This is a genomic window from Ferrimonas senticii DSM 18821, assembly GCF_000422665.1.
GTDB lineage: Bacteria > Pseudomonadota > Gammaproteobacteria > Enterobacterales > Shewanellaceae > Ferrimonas > Ferrimonas senticii.
Window position 1 is genome coordinate 26,288 of sequence record NZ_AUGM01000008.1, and the last position, 20,925, is coordinate 47,212.

The 20,925-nt window shown below is 51.7% G+C and carries 13 protein-coding genes and 1 riboswitch; of the genes, 4 read left to right on the top strand and 9 right to left on the bottom strand.

Features of this window, described 5'->3' with window-relative positions; genetic code table 11:
- Window positions 1-14: 14 nt before the first annotated feature.
- On the bottom strand, window positions 15-1,511 hold the full coding sequence (locus G506_RS0107100) for a 5-oxoproline transporter, DUF979 family subunit (protein ID WP_028116254.1): 1,497 nt from the start codon (window positions 1,509-1,511) through the stop codon (window positions 15-17).
- 111 nt (window positions 1,512-1,622) lie between these two features.
- Window positions 1,623-1,792: riboswitch (Lysine riboswitch) on the bottom strand.
- A 446-nt stretch (window positions 1,793-2,238) separates the two neighbouring features.
- Window positions 2,239-2,802, bottom strand: coding sequence for a DUF6538 domain-containing protein (locus G506_RS0107105; protein WP_156904828.1), 564 nt, complete (start codon window positions 2,800-2,802; stop codon window positions 2,239-2,241).
- 466 nt (window positions 2,803-3,268) lie between these two features.
- Here G506_RS0107105 and queE point away from each other — a divergent pair, with 466 nt between their 5' ends.
- From queE to queC, 4 genes are read left to right on the top strand one after another with little or no spacing between them, the layout of a single operon-like run.
- On the top strand, window positions 3,269-3,940 hold the full coding sequence (queE, locus tag G506_RS0107110) for a 7-carboxy-7-deazaguanine synthase QueE (RefSeq protein WP_028116256.1): 672 nt from the start codon (window positions 3,269-3,271) through the stop codon (window positions 3,938-3,940).
- A gap of 6 nt (window positions 3,941-3,946) precedes the next feature.
- The gene (locus tag G506_RS0107115; protein ID WP_028116257.1) at window positions 3,947-4,837 is read left to right on the top strand and encodes a 6-carboxytetrahydropterin synthase; all 891 of its coding nucleotides are present in this window, start codon (window positions 3,947-3,949) and stop codon (window positions 4,835-4,837) included.
- Entirely contained in the window at window positions 4,834-5,751 is a 918-nt protein-coding gene (gene folE2, locus G506_RS0107120) for a GTP cyclohydrolase FolE2 (protein WP_240473396.1), read from the top strand. Before G506_RS0107115 ends, folE2 begins: the two co-directional genes overlap by 4 nt.
- Window positions 5,752-5,758: 7 nt before the next feature.
- Window positions 5,759-6,415: a 7-cyano-7-deazaguanine synthase QueC gene (gene queC, locus G506_RS0107125; RefSeq protein WP_028116259.1), complete on the top strand. Its 657-nt coding sequence runs from the start codon at window positions 5,759-5,761 to the stop codon at window positions 6,413-6,415.
- Between the two features lie 232 nt (window positions 6,416-6,647).
- Here the strand turns inward: queC and dpdD are convergent, their stop codons facing one another.
- From dpdD to dpdF, 7 genes are read right to left on the bottom strand one after another with little or no spacing between them, the layout of a single operon-like run.
- Window positions 6,648-8,771 carry a protein DpdD gene (gene dpdD, locus G506_RS0107130; protein WP_028116260.1) on the bottom strand — a complete coding sequence of 708 codons (2,124 nt, stop codon included), beginning with the start codon at window positions 8,769-8,771 and terminating at the stop codon, window positions 6,648-6,650.
- The gene (dpdK, locus tag G506_RS0107135; RefSeq protein WP_028116261.1) at window positions 8,771-9,295 is read right to left on the bottom strand and encodes a phospholipase D-like domain-containing protein DpdK; all 525 of its coding nucleotides are present in this window, start codon (window positions 9,293-9,295) and stop codon (window positions 8,771-8,773) included. Before dpdK ends, dpdD begins: the two co-directional genes overlap by 1 nt.
- A gap of 22 nt (window positions 9,296-9,317) precedes the next feature.
- Entirely contained in the window at window positions 9,318-13,760 is a 4,443-nt protein-coding gene (gene dpdJ / locus G506_RS0107140) for a protein DpdJ (RefSeq protein ID WP_035387131.1), read from the bottom strand.
- A complete protein-coding gene (gene dpdI / locus G506_RS0107145; protein WP_028116263.1) occupies window positions 13,760-14,497 on the bottom strand; it encodes a protein DpdI in 738 nt (245 codons plus the stop codon). Before dpdI ends, dpdJ begins: the two co-directional genes overlap by 1 nt.
- Window positions 14,498-14,499: 2 nt before the next feature.
- Window positions 14,500-17,610 carry a protein DpdH gene (dpdH, locus tag G506_RS0107150; protein WP_156904830.1) on the bottom strand — a complete coding sequence of 1,037 codons (3,111 nt, stop codon included), beginning with the start codon at window positions 17,608-17,610 and terminating at the stop codon, window positions 14,500-14,502.
- Window positions 17,601-18,482 carry a protein DpdG gene (dpdG, locus tag G506_RS20410; RefSeq protein ID WP_028116265.1) on the bottom strand — a complete coding sequence of 294 codons (882 nt, stop codon included), beginning with the start codon at window positions 18,480-18,482 and terminating at the stop codon, window positions 17,601-17,603. Before dpdG ends, dpdH begins: the two co-directional genes overlap by 10 nt.
- Before the next feature lie 4 nt (window positions 18,483-18,486).
- Entirely contained in the window at window positions 18,487-20,925 is a 2,439-nt protein-coding gene (gene dpdF, locus G506_RS19140; protein WP_156904831.1) for a protein DpdF, read from the bottom strand.

Here is a 20,925-nt window from a genome sequence, read left to right on the forward strand (position 1 = left end):
TTTACCAATGGCGACTACGCGGTCACCAGCTGTTGTTGTTCATTGCGACGTTGACGTCGAGTCATCACCACTATCAAGCCAAACTGCAGCAGCAACGCCAGCAGCACAGTCCATGGATTCTGAGTTAACTGCGCCACCATAAAACCGATGCAGGCCGCTACGCCGGTCAGAATCGCGTAGGGGAATTGAGTGCGAACGTGACTGCCGTGATCACAACCGGTCGCCATCGAACTTAAAATGGTGGTGTCAGATATCGGCGAGGCGTGATCGCCAAGCAGGCCACCACTAAGCGCAGCGCCAATGCACACCAATGGATCGGCGCCTAACGTCACCGCGACCGGCACCGTAATCGGAATGAGCAGTGCAAAGGTGCCCCAAGACGATCCGGTAGCAACCGAAACGAATGCGCCAATCACAAACACCAACGATGGCACCAAGAAGATCGGCAGGCGGCCGTCCAACAACTGGCTAATGTAATCGCCAGTGCCCAAGGTTTTACAGATGCTGCCCAGCGTCCAGGCCAGCAATAAGATCACTAAAATCAATGTGATGCGCTGCATCCCAGCAAGGAAAGTATTGAACGACTGCGACGGGGTCATTACTCGCTTACGCCAATACAGCACCATCGCCACCAAGGTCGCCACCACATAGCTGCTGCCCAATGACATGCGGATCACCGGTCCGTTGATTTTTCCTTGAACGCCGTAGTTGTAGATAAACAGACAAATTAAGGTGCCGAACAGCGCCGCCAGCGGCAGCAGCACTAAGCTAATGTCGACCGCAGCCTGTTGTTGCTGACTCTGCAGCTGACGCTGCTGCGCTTCCTTGGCGGCTCGCTGCGCCTCGGCCATTGGCCCCCAGTCTTGATTTAACAGGGCGTACATCGGGATCGCTGCCAACGCTAGCAATGGGTAGAGCTGATAGGGGATCACTTGCAAGAACACCGTAAAACCATCAACTTTTTGGCCTAAGTTGGTAAAAGCGTTCTCGATCAATCCTTGGGAATATACGCCCCAACTGATGATGGGAACTAGCACACACACCGGCGATGAGGTGGAATCGATGATGTAAGCTAACTTTTCTCTACTGACGCGCAGACGGTCGAATATCGGCGCAAACATCGGCCCGAGAATGAGCGAGTTACCAGAATCGGTAAAGAATATCCCCAGCCCAGTAAGCCAACTGGCGAGCTTCGCTTTAACCGGCGAAGTAATGTAACGCGTGCTTAATTGCGAAAACGCTTTCATCCCACCGGACTGCTCAACCAAATAGATAAAGCCGGAGATGATGGTGATAACTACGATGATTTGAGCATTACCGCCTTGGGCTAGCTGGGTAAATGGCCCATCCACGAGTAGCCCCTGAAGCGCATCCACTGGCTGGCCACCGTGAATAATCAACATACCGGTAAAGGTCGCCACCCCTAAAGACAGCACCACATGCCGCGTTGTAAACGCCAATATCAGCGCTAACAGCGGTGGTACAACCGCCCAAAAACCAAAACTTTCCATTAATTACATCCTGATCTTTTTATAAGAATCTGGCGTGCTAAACGCCTGCAAGATGTAGGGAGGGACTGTTGATACATTGCCGATCGGCAACACAAGTCAGCGAACTTGCGCGATATCAGTAGCACTCCACGGACTAGAGCCGTGACAGTGTGATCCCTATTAAAGACCACCCCAGCACAAAAGGATGACGCCTCTTGCACTTCGGCGTTGACTCCTTTGGCCAGCGTCATCGGGGTCAACCTCGACTGGTTACTGATAGGCAACGCGCCTCTACAAATACTTGGAGTGTGCTCCAAGTGAAATCGAGCATATCAGCAATTTTTTGAAAAGTATCAATGCTGTCGCATGCGTAATAAAAACACCTAAATAGAAACTAATGAGCAGCTAATCACTATTCGCCCAACAATACCACCAGTCAAAGTTAATCTCGCCGAGCTTAATAAACTCACAAGCAAATGCGCTTAATCAAGCAACCAACCAGAATAGCAGTCGCAATCAAAATAACTTCACTTGGAAATATTAAATCAAATATCAATCAGACTTGATAAATAGCAAAGCGATATTATTGCAATCGCTACCGCACGGAATAACAGGATTATATTTAAACTAGCCAAAGAAACAGGCAAAAATAATATAACCAGTAAATTGCCCAACCTAAAAACCAAATATCGCAGCAACTTTGAGCCTTGCCAGTCACAATTAAATATCGAAAGAAAATCGAAGCTAATTAACTATTTAAGCATGAAACATCGCTTTGCCGATAATTGTTATCAAAGCATTGGTATAAGCTAATGGAAATAGGCGTTAGTGTCCCTACCCTGCCAAAACGCTTGTTGATGGTCGAAATAGGCAGTCGCCCTTCATCCAGCGGTCGCTGCTCGTATTTCATGGCCAACTTAGCATCAAACCGGCGAATTCGGACGTCGCCGACAATCTTGATGAATTCGTTAAAGACCAACTCGTTGTGGGACTGCTCGTGCTCGCCCCACGCGTTCGCTCGCAGCTTTTCGGCGGTGAACTGGGCAATGGCTTCCGACAACTTTGGCGAGTCGTCTGTGGCGGCCTTAACGGGCTTGGTTGCTGGTGTGATGGGCGTTGGAACGCTCGGCTGCGGCGCATCATCAGCGCCACGAACTGGGCTGCTAACGGCTTCTGGCTCGCGGCCATGAATAATGTCAGCCAGTTCATCCAGCACTCGCCAAGAGCGCCTTATCGCCTCTTTGCGACAATGGGTTCGAAGTGACCGTTTGACTTCACGGCAGCCACGCTCGGCTTGCTGCGCTTTGGGCACGACTTACCGTGCATACCAAACCCCATGACGGGACTGAAACAGATAGGAAATTGAACCGGCAGAACGCGGCGAATAGGTACGCAAAATGTCTCACCGAGTGTCTCACTTCGGAAAGATACGATTAAGGTATTAATTTTGTTGCTTGAAGCGGCTTATTGCATAAGTGGCACCACAACATCAGACACTTACCATAGCTTTTGAAGCATAAGATCGCATAAGAATAAAGCAAAAGGCTGCATAGACTGACAACCGACTCCGCAGCCAACTTGTAAACTTACAACATTTATCCCGGTATCCCCCGAGCGAAAGCACCAAGCCCAGGTCAACGTTTGAATGCGGTTAGAAATGGGAGAACTACCCTCTCTTTCCACACTTCAAAATCGCAATTGTGATAATATTCCGCGTTTATTTCCAACGTTCGCGGGCTAACTAGCATAAGCCAAGCGCAGGTAAAGATAGGTGTAAGATGATTGAGAGATATCCCGTCAATGAGCTTTTTGAAACCATCCAAGGAGAGGGTATCCATACTGGTGTTCCAGCGATTTTTCTGCGACTTCAAGGCTGTCCAGTTGGGTGTGCTTGGTGCGACACCAAACACACATGGGACAAGCTTGACCAAAACGTTATTGCATTAACCGATCTGTTAGCGAAAACGAACGAATCAGCAAAATGGGCAGACGCTTCAACCGACAGTTTGCTAACTCATTGCCTTCAATCTTACAGTGCGAAACACCTTGTGATTACCGGTGGTGAACCCTGCCTCTACGACCTTCGCCCACTCTGTGAAATATTCGAATCTCATGGCTATAGCATTCAGATCGAAACGAGTGGTACTTACCCTGTCCTGGCCAGCGACAGTACATGGGTGACAGTCTCACCAAAAGTGAACATGCGTGGTGGATTAGAAATCCAAACAAGTGCTCTTGAGCGAGCCAATGAGATCAAGCACCCAGTTGCAACTGAAAATGATATCGAGCAACTTGATGCCTTATTGGCGCAAAGCTCAAGCATCTCAGCACAAGTCTGTCTGCAACCCATTAGTCAAAAAGCACGAGCGACTCAACTGGCAATTGACGTTTGCATCGCCCGTAACTGGAGACTATCTGTTCAAACCCACAAATATCTAGGCATTGAGTAACGTACGATGAAAATGTTTGTAAATGACCTAACGGTCATTGATTCCTCAATTCTGGATACCCAGCGCGGTATCATTGGTGAAAGCTGGATCGTAGATTTAGTCCTAGAGGGCGATTTGAACCAACAATCTATGGTTCTGGACTTTGGACAAGTAAAAAAACAAATCAAGCACTTGATTGATGTCTTAGTTGATCATCGCCTAGTGATCCCGTCTTTACACAGCTCAATCATTCACGGCGAAGAAAATCAAGGGGTTTGGGTCCGCAACATGCACAGCGCTGATTCGATGTGCCATGTACATGGACCGAAGGAAGCATTCTGCTTCATCGCGTGTGAGGAGGTCACTCCACAATCTGTTGCCAACTATCTAGAGCAGAAAATACTGCCTGAGTTGCCAAACAATATTGTGGGGCTCAATTTAGCACTGAGAAGCGAAGCAATCGATGAGCCTTTTTACCAATACAGTCACGGCTTGAAAAAACATGATGGTAACTGCCAACGCATCGCTCACGGTCATCGCTCACGAATTCGAATATTCAAAGATGGCAAGTTAGATCGAGATCTACAAACTACTTGGGCATCCCGATGGAACGATATCTACCTAATTACAGAGGAAGATGTCGTAAACAAAGAATCACTTTCTGTTGCCGCTCAAGAGGTTTGTAACGCCGCGACTATCTGCACTAGTTACACGAGTCCACAAGGGCTATTTGAGCTCGTTCTCCCGCGCAAAAGAGCAGAGATTATGCCAACAGACACGACGGTTGAGTGCATTGCTGAATACGTAGCAAACCTATTAGCAATTGATAATCCTAGCTCTCATATCGAAGTGCATGCCTTTGAAGGCGTTGGGAAGGGCGCAATGGCTTCCGTCTCTCCGAATCGAGGTACCGAATGATCAAGAAAGCTATGCCAGATGTAGTCACGCAGGTGTTACCTTCTGTACTTAGTCCATTACGCTGGGTTGGTATGGAAGAGATAAAGCTTCCGTTGAGCGTCAAACTCGATGCTAACCGGGAACAAACTGTATCGGCCAGAGTGAGTAGTTATGTCAACTTATGTGATCCCGAAGCAAAAGGGATCCATATGTCACGCCTGTATTTGCTGCTTGAGGACTTTGCTGACAACAACTTGCTAACAAAGTCTTCTTTAAACGAACTATTGCAGAAGATGATCGAGTGTCATGCAGAAATAAGTAATGGCTCTAGATTGGTCTTCCGCTTCGACTACCATATCAAGCGACCATCTCTTGTTTCGTCTTATCAAGGCTGGTCATGCTATCCAGTTACAATTGACGCATGCATTATTAATGGTAGGTTTGAGCTTAAGCTTTCAGTCGAGATCGATTATTCATCAACGTGCCCGTGTTCGGCTGCACTTTCACGCCAGCTAATTCAACAAGCATTTGCAAATGAATTTAAAGACACCAGTAACCTTAATTTTGAGGCTATCCACAGTTGGCTAGCAAGCAACCAGGCTATAGTAGCGACACCACACAGCCAAAGAAGTACAGCGATAGTTGGTGGTTCACTGCCTGAATCGGCATTACTGATCCCCATCAACCAGCTTATTTGCTTGGTTGAAAAGGTGATACAAACGCCAGTACAAGCGGTTGTAAAACGAGAAGACGAACAAGAGTTCGCGCGGCTAAATGGGCAGAACCCGCAGTTCTGTGAAGATGCTGCACGAGCGATTGATTCGGTCTTGGCTTCAAGTCAAATTCTCGGCGACTACCAAGTAAAAGTAGTCCACGCAGAGAGCTTGCATGGCCACAACGCAGTTGCAGAGACTGATTCACAATTTATTATCTGAGGACAATATGAAAGACAAAGCTGTAGTCGTCTATTCAGGAGGGATGGATTCCTTCACAGTTCTGCATAAAGTGATCAAAGATGGTTATGAGCCGTTCGCTCTGACATTTGATTATGGTCAACGCCATAATAAAGAAATCGAGTATGCCGCTCGAGTTTGTGAAGAGTTAGAAATTGAACACAAAGTCATCGATATCACAGCGATGAATCAGTTGATTGCCAATTCCTCACTAACTGGCCAAGGCGACATCCCAGAAGGGCATTACGCCGAGGAGAACATGAAATCAACGGTTGTTCCAAATCGCAACATGATTTTGCTCTCTTTAGCAACTGGCTACGCTGTTACTGTTGGGGCTTCGAAAGTGTTTTACGGCGCGCACTCTGGTGATCATGCCATCTACCCTGACTGCCGACCAGAGTTTGTTGAGAAGATGAACGAAGTGACAAAGATTGCGAACTACGACCCTATTGAAATAGTTAGCCCTTATCTCAATCAATCCAAAATTGAGATCCTAACCGATGGCCTGACAATGGGTTTGGACTATGGTAAATCGTGGACCTGCTATAATGGCCGAGAAAATGCCTGTGGCAAATGCGGTAGTTGCGTTGAACGTCTCGAAGCATTCAGCTTGAATAATGCCACCGACCCTCTTACGTACGAATAGGATCAGACAATGAATCAAATCCCCTACGAACAGTTAGCGAGAAGTATCATTAACCACTCCGTGGGGGATTTCGACTGTGCCACTTTGGCTCGAGCAGTTCTTAGTCTTTCTGGTGAGCATACCAACCATCAAGAGTTGCTATCTCAGTGCCACCTTCACTGCCACACCCTGCTTGAGGAAGGACTCATCGAACAGGTAGGCAAAGACCGTTACCTCAAAAAGTAGCCGTTTGCTACTCTGACACCTTTACATTTATTCGCTCACCGACAGCCCTCACAATAGATGTCGTTCCCTTACCTTTGGGATAGATAAGGTCACTTCGTATTTCGCTAACTGGGTAGAACGCTTGGTGTTTTGCACTGCCAGTCATAAACAAAAAGTAATCTGCCTTTTGTGCTAAGTGTTTTAGCTTCGATGTAGCGCAATGGTCGTGGTTAATGTCAATCTGCAACTCTGGATATCGTTGCTGCAAAATCGCTTTCGCGCGGCGCAGAGCACCTTCGGTCAGGCCATACATAGCCAGCAACTTACCTGTCAGGTCCGGCAACTTGTACTGTTCTGGCTCTTTATCTTGGGCCTCCGGTGGTAGAAACTGCTCGCCTTCGTTAAAGTCACGAGTTAGCAACCGCAAAACTTGGGTCAGTTCAGAATCTAGCCGACGCCACTTACCGAGTGAAACCTGCAGAATCGCGCGCCATAACAACTCCAGTGCATCCATGGATAGGACGGCTTGATCTAACAACCACTCTAACGATTCACAAGCACGATCAATGGCTACCACCGAATCGTTTTTCTCGAATACCATCTGATACGCTTCCAGAGCATGCTGGTAATCCTGCTTAACCATACTGCCGAGCATCAAACGTTCCAGCATCATCTGAGCCAGACGCAAATCTTCCGGATTGGTCACATCATCGGCGGCCAGCAATTCAAGCAGTTTCACCATCACGTCTGTGCTGGCAGAGACTTCATGCTTTTCGGTCCACAACAGCCACAACGGCAACATGGTTCGAATCAGTTCGATCTGAGACAACGAGAGGTCTTGCGACAACAGCGCCAGCAACTGTGACTCTTGATAACTGTCAACGGTCCACTGCGCCTGATGCTGAGTTAGTTGCTGTAGCAAGCCTTCGGTAGTGCCCTGTTGCAATAGCGTTAGCCAAGCGCTCCAGCCTTCGGTGAGCGCATCCACGTCATCGTGCAGGCTATTAATCTGCTGCTGAAGCGGCACAAACTGTTGCAGTTGTTGCAGCAACTGCGGCGACAACTGCTGCAGCGCGTGTTGCAACTGCGAAGCCGAATCCTGGTTGCACCTGACTTGCTGATTCAAAAGCGCAACCAACTGCTCTAAGGATTGAGGAATCGGGGTGGTTTCAACCTCTGGCGGGGCCTCGGCAACTGTGGGGGCGGTAACTCCAGTTAAGCCCTCAATCTCAGCAATCAGTTGCCGAGGCACCGACTGCGACCAGTGTTCCAGACCCAGCAACGCCGCACCGCAGCCCCAGACTCGCCACTGGGCTTCATGCTGGTCATCGTGACCAAAGAGCGGCACCCGGCAATACAGAGGCTCAAACGCCAATAATGCCCCGCGCAGCGCCTCTGGGGTAAGCTGCGCTGCTGGCGCGTCGATCACCGTAGTATGTAGGCCAGTAAGTAACAGCTCCACCAGCGAGCTTGGAACTCGCCCCATCATCAGAGACACCAATTTCGGGTGTTGCAGTAACTCTTGCCATTGCTCGAGGTGGCCCAAGCGCTGCAGTTCAATCAGCAGCAGATTCTGGTTCGACAAATCGCCGCTTGCTTTGAGTTCGTCCAAATAGTCGCCGCTGCTGACGCTGTCCTTGGCGGCACAAGCGGTGATCAGGTTACGTAGAATCTGGCCAACGGGGCGGCGAGTGGATGCCAACATCGGCGGCCGTGCTTGCAAAAGTTCTAGGGTTTCAACCACCGCAGCGATGACCTCGGTCAAGGCATAGCGGATCTGCTCACGGTTGCTGAAGGGGAATAACTCAAGCTTGAGGATCCCCTCGGGAAACTGGGTCAATAGCAACTGCTCAGACTGATGCAGCGGTTGTTGCACCAACAGAACCTCAGGGTAGCTATGGACACTGCCTAAGCGAGCTCGCAGCAACCGCTGCAGCTCTCGGGTAGCTTTACCGTCAGCACTGCAGCAGTACAACCACCACTGTTTGCCGTCGGTCCATGGCACTACCGTTGGCCCTGCTGGCGTAGAGGCGGTATCCAATAGCGGCTGCAGCAACTGCGTCAGTTCCGGGCGCTTGGCCGCAATGACTTCTAGATTGAGCTTATTGGGTGCAGTAAAAAATGGCGTTAGCCAGGATGGCATTTGACTCATCACAGCGCCTCAAACCGATACTGTGCTCCAAACTCCAACAGAGCCTCGGCGATCAGATCCTTGTCGTTACTTAACACCAGATGCTCATCGTTGAGGTTAGCGCCGCTATAGGTAAAGTTCATCGAGCCTTTCAAAAAGAAGCTATTGCACAGCAACCCTTTCGAGTGGACTTCCTCGGTAAACAAAAGGCACAGATCCGCACCGGGACGGAGCCGATGCTGTAATCGCGCCACAAAATTTTTATTGCGGTCATCTGGGCGAGTTACCAGTTTCAATGGCACCCCTTGGTTGATTGCACAAGCCAACACCTCTTCCCAGCCAACCACACGCTGCCCCCAAGAGGGTTCCACCGCATCCCAATGGCCACCGCGGTTGTCCAACAGCTCAAAATCGCTGATCCACGGCGACACTAGCCACAGAGGCTCAGGTCGCATAATCAATGCCGCTAATTGCGCCGCAATCACCTCTTTGGTTTGTCGTTTACCCAAAGGACCGTGTAGAAAAATCTGTCGTTGTGATGTCATGATATTTTGCTAGCAGTTCGATTTACTGCAACGCCTCCGCTAACTCGAAACAAGCCATCAAGTCGCTGCGATCACGGCGGATCCCAGCTAGCCGTGGATAAAGAACTAAACCGTAATAGTTGATGGGCTTCACATTGACGGTGGTGATCATCTCATTGAACTGATGGATAAGCGCTCGTGGCACCTTGACCTCGGCGCTGCCGTGACTGCCAATCAGTTGATGCAAGGTCGGTAACCATTCTGGATCGGCAACGTTAACAGACGGCAATTGCTCAGAGAACAAGTTGGCGAGCAGCAATCGTTCAGTACCTTGGCCGGGTTTAGTAAAGGGATTGTAGTGATTCAGTTCCGCTTGGCGGATAACGTTGCCGCGAGGCCATAACTGTCCCTGAAGGCGGCAGTATTCGTTAAACACTTGGCTGCTGTTAGTGCCATAAGCTTGTTTGGCGATGGCGTGGCAAACCGCGTTTAAGTTCAGCTCGAGATTGGCCTTGTCCTCCAACTCTCGCCATAATAGCAACCACTCCGTCAGGTTGTTGTCGTGACGTTCGTTGCTGCCCGGGCGCAGCAAACGACTATGTAGCACCGCCATAAAGCTGTGAGAGACCACAAAGCCCGATTCCCGTAATAGATGCTGCAGGTTTTTGTTGGCAGCGGCACGCTGTTGGTAGTTGGTGGCAGTTCGGATCGACTTTAGCGTCTCCGTCAACGGCGCTTGCTGGGGCAGGGTTTGCAGCAGTTGGAACAGATCCTCGTCCAATTGCTCGTAATCACCAGCGGTCATCGAACGCACCCACATATTCAATACCTGCACCGGATCGACCCGGTAGCGATCAGCAATCCGGCTAACGATACCGCTGCCACCAGGTTCCGCTTCACTGATCCACAGTTGCAGTTGGCCGCCGTGCCACTGGGTATCGATGATCAACGCCCGCTCGTCTACGTCCGGCAAGGTAGTTAACTGCCACTTCTGTGCCACCGCCGCTATGCTGTTGCTGAGCAGGGTTTTCAGCCACGGCAGATAAGCCCCACTGTCCGTTAACGGACGACGCAGATATTCGGCACATTGCGCCAATTCCATCAACAACGATGGCTGGCTAAACATATCCCGCATCTGTGCTTGCAGTCGTTCCGGCTCGGCCTCCTCACCATCCAGTTCAAGACCGGATTGAAACAGTGAGTCAGAAACGGCTATCAGTCGTTGTCCCGCTTGCGGTCCAGTCAGGTCATCGAGTACCTTGTCGATGCTCGATTCTGACATCAACGCTAGGGCGATGGCGGCCAAATAGGTTTCGCTGATCCAGTTGGCGCTAAAGGGGTCAAATTCGAACGCCGACAACGCCTTCACTTGGGCGGCAAAGAACTGGCTGCGCAACGCCTTAGCCAGTGCTGGCGAGTCCACCAAGGCCAGTAATTGTTGTTCGTTGATATTGAAGCGTAAGCACAGGCCATCGAACCACTGCTTGTTGCCGATCACCACAGCTTGGTCGTTGTGGGTCCAATGAAAACGTGCGTGGCCCTGAGCACCATCGCGAAACCGCATCGACGCGGTGGAACCGGTGCAATAACGGGTTATCTCCAGCGGTGCCAGCTGTTGGTGGGTAAAGAATTGGATCTCCTCCAACTGGCTGCTCCATGGGCCCTTAGGCGGGCTGAAGCGCTGAGCTGGTGAATCACAATGAAACGTCACCTGCCAGTGCAGTTGTGAGTTGCTCTTCTCCGTTAACCCCGCATCGTAACGAAGTTGCTGTGTCGCGACCGCAGTAGGTCGATACACCTTCATTACCCCCTGCTCTGGGCAACGCACTTCGCCTTCTGCATGAATAACCCCATTGCCAAAGGCTTCACTGATCTCAAACGGCAGTTGTTGACAGATGTTCGCTGCCGGTTCGAAATCACTGGGCACCAACCAGTCGGCGTCATAACGGCTTTTAACCGCGTAACGTTTGGAGATCCGCCCTGGGGCAAATTCACGCATCCCTTGGAAGAAGTTAAGTGCTTGCCAATCGGAGAACGCTCCATCGCGACCGCGTCGTAGTTCAATGTTGAGAGTTGCTTGGTTCAATTCATCAAACAGAGCACTAGGAATAAATTCGGGCACCGGGGAACGTTCTTTACTCACGCCCTTCCATGGTTCACCGAACTCGCTCCAGTTTGATTGAAGTTGTCGCTTCAAAGTCGGCAAGAACTCCAGCATGATCGCCCGTGGCGGATGCCATAATACTCGCTGCAGCGAGTGCTCATCCAACCCCAGGGCGCCACCAAGATAAGCGCTCAGCTTTTGCTGCTGTTGGCTGTCGGTCAGCACCGTGCTCACTTGCTCTAGTAACTGCTGCAACTGGCGTTGCTTATCGTTGCCTTGCCCTCCGTCTTGGGGCCAGTTAAGCAGATTCCACAGGCTTTTGGCTTGGTTATGAAGACCAAGCCAATCGAGGGTCGCCATCGCCGCCTGCATCTTCTGAATGTGGCTGTTACCCAACGGTAAGCCTTGACGTTTCACCTCGGGATCAATCAGGTTCTCATATTGCTGAAATGCCATACGGTCGCGGCCAAAATCAGACATCACCGCCAACATCCATGGGCGCATGGTGCGGCTTCGACCAGCACGACCTTTACGCTGCAGATAAGAAGCAACGTCCCTTGGGGCTTTGTGTTGGATCACGGCGCCAACGTCGGGATCGTTGAAGCCCACCTCCAAAGAGGCGGTCGCCACCACAATCTCCGCTTCACGGCTGACACCAGCATCTTGGCTGGAGGTACGCTCAACGATCGCCCGGTCTTCGTCTGCTAACGTATGACCGATGGCCAAAGGCATCGACCAGTCCTGACCATAACGAGCATGTTGCAACTTTGCCGTGGCGCTACCATCAGTACGGCGTAACGCCGCTAACGAGGAATCTTTAGGCGTCAAGCTAAAGTTACTGTTCCAGCCCTCGGCATCCGCTAAGTCATGATACAAGCGGTTGACCACATCGAGGTTGTCGGTAAACACAAAGGTTTTGTTGCCCCAAACCCCCTTGGATATCTTGTTGCGATTATCAAGGATCCGCCGAGTGAGCATGCTGGTCTGGATGGTGGTTGACAGCAACGAGGTCTGCGACACCGGATCGCCGCGAAGCACCATCAGGTATTCGGCCCCCTCTTCGGTCATCTCATCGTTATTGGGCTCAATCAAACGAACGTGCTTGGTCTGCGCCCCTACCAGCTCAGCAAAGAGGTTCTCAGCATCCGCTAAGGTCGCCGACAAGCCAACGAAGTGAGGTCGGCAAAAGGCCCGTTGCATCCAGCGCCGCAGCAGATAAGCAGTCTGCGCCCCGGTATTGCCGGTGTAGGTGTGTACTTCATCGAGCAACACCAATTTCGGCCCTGGATTATCTTTACCAATACCGAACAGCTTTTGATAGCGGCGGTTGCCCAGATGCTGGTTGAGCATCTCTGTGGTGGTAAACAGGATATCTGGCACCTGCTCCAAGATCGCTCGTCGGGTAATCGAGATCTCGTCGTCGCCGGTGTGAACACCGCACTTCACGCACTGTAACTGCTGTTGTTGGCGCTGTTGTTTGTCTTGGCGCCACACCATCTGGCCATCGCACCCCTTGCTCGGGCACTGCAGCAAACTAAAATGGTAGTTACCCGCTTGATTCTTAGCGGCGACCGCCTTTTGATCCTCTGGGGTATCACCGAACAAGGCGCCAATGCAAATCTTACGACCAGCAGCCTGAGTCAATAAGGGATCCAGTTTTCGACACTGTTGCCAGGTTTCGTTGAACTGATCTTTAAGCAGTTCTTTTCGAGGGTAGATCGCCAAGATCCGCACTCGCTCGGTTCGCTCTGCGACAATATCGGCGGCCAGCGCAGTCAGCGCAGGTAGGTAAAACGACAAGGTTTTACCGCTACCGGTACCAGCACAGACAATGGTACCAGATGGGGTTCGCATCGGTTGGCTGTGACGCTCCCAAGCCCGTAGGATGCGATCCGTCGATTGCGCCTGAAAGTTGGCTAAGGTATAGCCCTTCAGTAATGCTGTTATCGCCTCCTGCCGCAGTGGCCTTTTCTGCAGCAACGGTTGCCAGCACTGCAGCAATGCTTCCGCCTCTAACTCGCGCTTGGGGTAGCGGCGACGGCGGCGCAAAAAGCGATAATCCGCCACCAGCGACCGAGTGTTCTTCAGCTTTTGGCCGCGGAACCATTGGCGCTGATTTCGATACAGGTTGACCGCCTCGGCCATTCGAGTGCGATACCCTTCGACCCCAAGCATCGTCTCAACCGGAAACAGGTAGCCATAGTCAAGCAATTGGTAGAACAGATCGGTAGGGTCCGCTTTGCACGCCAAGGTTGGCGTTAACAGATCTAACACTTCTTGCTGATTGAAAAAGCCGCTGGTGTCGCCCCATACCAGCAGTTTGCTCTCTTGCTCTTCCAGCAGATCCAGTGCTTCGAGCAGCACCTCAGATGAGTACGGCATCAAAGCACCTGTTTCAGCTGGAAATTGCTTAACATCCCCTTGGAGGTTAACCACGCTAGTACCTCTGGAGTTAACATCGCCAAGGTCGGCTTAGCATTAAGGCTAAATTCGTTAAGGAACTTTTCTACGTCCTCGGGGATGTTGAACTCCATCTGTTGTTGCAGTTCCACCAGTTGTTGCGCCAACGCTTGGCAGCGCTCGACCACCGCCACATCCGTTGGTGTGCTTTGCAGCAAGCCATTCAATTCGTCAGCTCGCCGCCGATATTGCGCCACCACCTCTTTGACGCTGGTCAGGTTACGCTGCATCTCCAGCATCTGTTCTTGCACCAACCCTTTTTCTTTCAGTGCTTGGGTCCAACGCCGCCAAGTAGCATCCTGAACTTCATCCACCTGCTTCAGGCTGGCCTTGCAGGAGCTAATGGTTTTGTTTAGTTGCTCCCCTTGGGTCAAATCGGCACCTTGATTCCACTCCGCTGCCAAGGCCGTAATGCTGGCAGCACTGGTTTTAAGCTGTGCCAGTTGCTCGTCATCCCAATCAGGCAATTGCGCCAACTTAGGGTCCACACTCTTAAGTGCTTGCTGTGTTAGTCGAGCCTTTTTCAAAGGTTTAGCGATAGACTGCACTCGATCAGCAATGGTGTCGTAAACGGCCAGTTTTTGTTTCACATCAGCGGCAGATTGGTTGGCGTCCAACTGTTTGGTTAACTCGTTCAGTTGTTCTTGTAAGTTCGTCATTGCTACGATTCCTGCATCAACGAATTAAGATCGTTCTGAGTCTGGTTGAGAATACTTTCAGTACGTTCGCGGGCATCCACCACAAGCTGTGCATCGGAACCGGCATTCTCCGCTTGTAAGCGGGCACTGATCTGGCCGTGGATGGTGTTCCAAGACTCAATGGTGATGCCGAACTTCTTCGCCAGTTGCAGCGGCAGTTGCTGCAACGCTATCCATTGTTGGTGCACATCTTCCTTCAGCGCAACCGCACGAACCGCTTTGATCATCGTCCAGAAATTCTCATCGGTAAGAGACTTGATACGAGCTCTCATCGTTTCTACCTTAACTGGGGCATCAACCGGGTACTTATCGGCTTTCTTCAATTGAGTTAACACCTCTAGCCAGCGCTCGATGAGTTGCTCGAACTCCTCTTTTTGGCTGCAACCAGCAAACAGCTTTACTCCCTGCTCTAGCTCTTCGATATCGCGATGACTGCGCTTCACCTGCTTCTCTAAAGCGCTATCCACCACACCACGCAGTTGTTTATCTGCACGCAGCAAGGCGATTTTGACCAGATCGCCGGCGATAGCTCGGTTTTGACTATTAACCAGATCCAACCACGCAGATTGTGCCTCAGCCCATTTAGCCAGCGCCTTGGCCAAGTAATCTCGATCGACCTCGCGGGCGTTGTCTAACCGCAACTCACCGATGCCCAAACGGTACAGCTCCTTGTTCTGACTGAGAAGATTGTTGGCCGTTAACAGCAATTGATTAAGCTTCACCTCGGTGGTCATCGACGAATCGATCAACGCCAACTGATAGGCCAGTTTAAGGTGCTGCTGCAAAGCCTTTTCTAACTGAGCCTCACGCTGCGAATTGATGATGATTGGCAACTGGGCTGGCAACCACTGATCCATAAAGTCTTTAATGGCGATGTAGTCTTCCGCGCCGTGACTGTAACCGTAACCGATGTCATTACCGTTATTGGCCGAGGCCCAGCGCAGCAGGGCCAGAGTCACCTTTCGGATCGCCGCGGTTGCATACGGTTCCTTAAGCAATTTGTCATCGAAGAAGCGCATCCGCATAGCTTCGTTGTTGCCGTTTGCATTCGGGATCGAGCACATGAACACCTTGTTGACCGTCAACGATTTTTTCACTTTCGCGGCGATCAGTTCTTCATCGACCTTCAACTCCAACTGTTTTTTCAACGCATTTCTTAAATCCTTAGCGGTGTTCTGCGACAGTTGCGTCCCCTGCTGCAACCAAGCGTCAACCTCTTTAACAAATGGGTCTTTTGCTGGTGCTTCAGCCTTTGGTGCCGCTTTCGGCGTCGGCGCGCTACCAACGCCCCCAGCGGTGGGCATCGAAATTGGCTGAATTGGCACCACGCTAACCCCATCCTGACTAAGATGTTGGGCTAACTGTGGCAAACCAAACGCCATTGCCACCTGTGCAGGAAGACGCTGGCGCAATTGGCTTAGGTTTTCGGCCCGCCCCCCCCAGATCGCCGCTAGGCTCATTGCCCGACCAAGATCGTCGATACCCAAGTCAATCAATTCAGACTGCAGTTCCAGTTCGCCGTTGATACCGGCAAAGCCACCGTGTGGGAATGTACCTTGGCGAACCTGCACCGCGCTGTCGCGGACGATGGCCAACAGCACCAGGTTGATCACCAACCGCGGGTTAAACTGCAGTTGGCCGTGACCATCAAGGCAATGGTGTTTCACTAATACCTCAATGGCATAGCGACTTAGCGGGAACAACGGCACATGGGGCCTCTCGGCCTGGCCAAAGTACTGCAGCGCATCGGCTTCGCCGTCGCTATCGTGCCAAACCGGCGGCCAAGTGTGCTCATCGCACTGCTTGTATTGAATGCTCAGTTCGGCGGCACCGTAGCGGGCCGCATTTAGGTAGCGACCGCAAAAATTGATGATCCGCTGCATCAACTGCTGCTGATCATCGCTGGACTCTTCAATCCACCATTCAGCTTGGGCACGGGTTTTAATGGTGCCTTGGCGACGTACGTAGCCAGGGTAACCGTCGGTAACAGCGATGGCCGAGCGCAATGGGCATAAGGTCCGCTCGCCATCGCGGATCCCCTCTTCCAACAGCGAGTCGATCAATACATCTTCAATGGCCGAGATCGCCGCCATGTCCTCCACCAGCACCACCAGAGTGCGCCCTTGCTGATGCAAGTATTGGCGGATCTCCTTAAACAGATCTTGGAACGAACCGCCGCGATAGCGGAACATCTGCTCGAACTTAACCCGAGTTGCATCCCCGAGTACCTCATTAAGGATGTCGGCAATCTCATCACGGATACGCGCATCGGTATTAAGACGACTGCGCTGGATGTACTGCGCCGCCGGGGCGGAAACGTCATCTAGCTCCAAGGCGTCACAAAAATCAAGATCCTTCCCGTGGATCTTATAGTCTTTGCCTTCGAGAGTTTTGTTCGATGCCCCTTGCAACATCCGCTGAGCGAACTGATAGATGCAGTGATCTGGGGTCAGGAAGAACTTATCCTTAATTTCAGGATCGTTGAGCATCACCCGCAAACCGTTACGCCCGCAGTGTTTTACTCTTGCTTGCAGATGCTCGGTTTTTTCTGGGGTGAGTTGACCGGTTTCTCTGAGATGCAGCGCCTCCTTTCTGGCCTCGACCTCAATCCGCGTCAACTGCTGCCCCATCTCCAGCAGCAGTTCTTCCGCCAATTCATCAACCCGTTTTTGCTCACCCACTTGGTGGATCTTATTGCGAGCGTCTTCAAATAGTTCGCCCTCAAGGCCATCCAGCAACTTCTCTAACACCTGGCGCAGACTGGCGTTCTTCGGGATGCGGACTCTATGCCAATCGACGCTTTCAGGGTGGGTGGCCAACTTAGCATCCAACCAGCGAATTAAGTGGGATTTGCCAACCCCAGAGCGACCGATGATCGGCAGTGGCCGCTCGCTTTCCATGAATTCCGCCAGTAGATCATTATCACTGCTTAAGGTGCTACTACTCATGCCATCTTTGCGCAACACCATCGGCTCGTGCACCGCCAGCAAGGTTGTTTCTGCCAACTCTTCCGCTTCGGTGCGGATGCATTGCCGAATGCCCTCTTGGCTTGGCCAATAGTTCATTAGCTCCATTGCACGGCTCCTTGAATAAATTCAACGGCACTGATGCTTCGTCGCGCGATGGCGGCGCTGTCGATCACCTTAGCGTCAGGGTCATCACTTTTTTCGATCAAGTTAATGGTTCGATTACGATCCAAGCGCCACAAGGCGTTACTTAAACTGGCGCTCAGTTGATGCGGCGGCAATGTCTTAATCTTCGGCAGGCTAAGCTCCACCTCTTGGCGCATGGCACCACCATCAACAATCGGCATCAGTTCCGCTAAGTTAGCCAAGAACTCGGTGATCGATAATCGCTGTTGCTGCTTAAACACCTGCGGTAACCACGGCAGGATGGCACGGGTGGGATCAACGCAGTAACTTTTAGCATCAATTTTCTCCAACACCCCCAGAAATTCAAGATAACCGAGCAGGGTGCCTTTAACGTTGGAGTTCATGGTCTCAGTGGGCCAGTGCTCTTTTACAAAGCCTTCGACCATGTTATTCATCACTGGCTTGCTGTCATTGAGGGTCAAGGGAGCATGCACCAGCATCAACACCGCGTTACGCAGCAACGGTTCGCCGTCGTTGCCGGTCATCACGCTTTGATCTCTATAGCGGCGAAACAGGATGCCGAGCATTCTCCGCGGCAGGGAATCATGCCCAAGCGGATTGTCAGTTGGATACAACCCCTCTTCGGTCTGCTTCCACAAGCCGAGATCAGCCCAAAAGCGAATGTTTTCCTGCAATTTGCCCTCGGAGTTGGCATTCAAAGGCAAGTTGTCGGGACAGCAATCCTTCACCAATTGCTCGATGGTTCTCGGCTTTTTATTACGCAGCAATAGGCGGTCTACAAGAGCGATAAGTTTAAAATCACTGCCGGGGTTAGCGTTGTTAATAATGGACATAGGGTTATCGCTTCAAAAATTGATCTAACGGCATAGCATGTTGATGGTGTTCCGCCCAAGTTCGATAGGGAGAATCGAGGTCAGCCAACTCTGCCGGCGCAATTAAGATGGTATTGGGCCCAAGGGGATCGGGTCGAATCATGGTTTCGGCGCTCGGTGACAACAGCACCAGTTCATTCCAATGGGGGTTAGAGGCATCGAGATCGAGATCGATCCAAACCAAGCCACTGCTTTGAAAAAGCTTTTGCAGCACCGCTTGGGTTTCTCTGTCGGTGCGGATTGCTTGCACCTCACCGCTGCTCAACCAAGCATGCAACCGTGGTCGTAGGGTGTGCAACAGGCCCCGCAGATCGCTATGTTGCGGATAGTGCAACGCTAGCGCTGTGCCGCCACTATTGCGGTAACTGCACCAGACATGCTGGCCCAGTTGCCGTTTTCTCGAAATCCGACCGCTGGCGCGACAACCTGGGCAACCACCACAACTGCGCTGCGGTAGCCCAGTTGAGGTCTGGTAGTGGCGCTGCAACAAGCGGCACATCGAAAAATCCGGGGTATTGATGGCCGCCGCCATCGCCTTAAAGTCATCACGATCCGCACGCTTCTCTTCATCCCGTTGCGGCGAAATCCTAGCCCACCACTCGCTCTCGTTGCTGTGGCCGGAGTTAAGATCCACATGTACAGTACGGAAATACTGAGCATAATAATGTTCAATCCGAACGTTGTAGTGAATATCGTCTTCCCCAGGCTGCCGCTCTGGTGTGTGCGGTTGGGCAAAGCGGATGGTCAGCAAGCCAGAGCGCTGCATTAACAACAGGGTACGCCAGTTCCAGTCGGTGTTGGATTCATTGCTGCTGGTGCCGTGGGGCGGAACCGTGTCGATCGATACCGCGATCTCCGCCACGTCGCTGGGTTTCCCTCGTTGGAACATTGCCAGCCAACGGGCAAAACCTTTCTCTCGGCCGATACGGCGCTTGCTGCTGAGGGCCTTGGCCGCATTCATTTGCTCAAAGTAGTACACTAGATGAGCACGACAAGCATGACCATCGCGGCCACCACGGCCGCACTCTTGATAATAACGGTCGAGGTTTTCAGGAATGGCGGCGTGAACCACCGAGCGCACGTCGGACTTATCGATACCCACCCCGAAGGCGGAGGTGGCCACCATCAGATCGCAACGGTTTTTGCGCCAGTCATCCATCAAACGCAAGCGCTCGCTCTTATTGGTCTTACCAGTAAACAAGCCAATGCGCTCAAAGCCTAGCTGTCGTAGATGTTCAAACCACTGGTTCGCATCTTCAACCTTGGTGGTGTAGAGGATCAACGGTCGTGGCAATTGCTTCAGTAGTTGGCTGACTCGAGTTTGATGCTGCCGTTGACTGTCGGCCTGTTCAATCACGTAGTCGATCTCGGGCCGCAGAAAACTGCCATTCACCTCGATCACCGGTTGCTTGGTTGGCAATAAGGTCTGAAGCAGATCGATCGTGGCTTGAGTCAGCGTCGCCGACATTAAAATATGTCGAATCGGTTTGGTACTGCTGTTTTGCAGAGCCTGCAACAGCGCTGGCATCAACTGAAACTCGGGACGGAACTCAGCCCCCCAATGGGCCAAGATATGGGCTTCGTCAATCACCATTGCTGCAAGTCGCTGTTGCTGGGCTAATTCGAACAGACGCACCGTTAGGCTCGAAGTAGCTGCTTCTGGCGAGGAAAATAGGACTCGCTGTTGACCCTGTATGAGGCGTTGTCTGATCCCTTCTTTGGCATCAGCAGACAGATCCGAATGCCACGCGTAATCTCCACCATGATCTTCGCCCATCTTAGCAAGGGTTGCTCGCATGCGCTCAGCTTGGTCCAAGGCCAGCGCCACCGTCGGAACGATCACCACAACCAATTGATCCTTTGGGGTGATCGCAACCTGGGCATCGATAAGTAGTGTTTTACCGCAACCTGTTGGTAGATTGACCAACAACGCCGCATCGATCGGCGCTTTAAGAACTGCCCGCACTGCCGTTGCCTGACCAGTGCCATTGTAGTGTTGATACTCTGGCGCGTTTAAGCGTCGCTGTAAGGTGGCATCGAACGGTACCTGCAACACTTTACGGCGCAATTGATGCTGAAATACTGCAGTGAGGCCCGGCTCAATCAACTCCGCTAGGCAAATCTCCATCGACGCAGGCTGTTGCTGTAAACCAAACCTAGCCAGCAACTCAAATGCAAATGGATGAAGCGCAGGCAAACTTACGCTGTCGATACCAAGAACCGTCGCGCTTGCCAAGGCATCGCGATACCCCGCCAGGATATCGCAGCCCGAAGCGTTGGCATCTATCAGGATAAGTAAACGCTGCCAAAGGGGAACATGTTGTTCCAACTGAGATTGCCCCCCATGGTGCAAGCGTCCGAATACTTCAGTCTGAAACTGGTCCCATTGGGTTTGAATCGACAC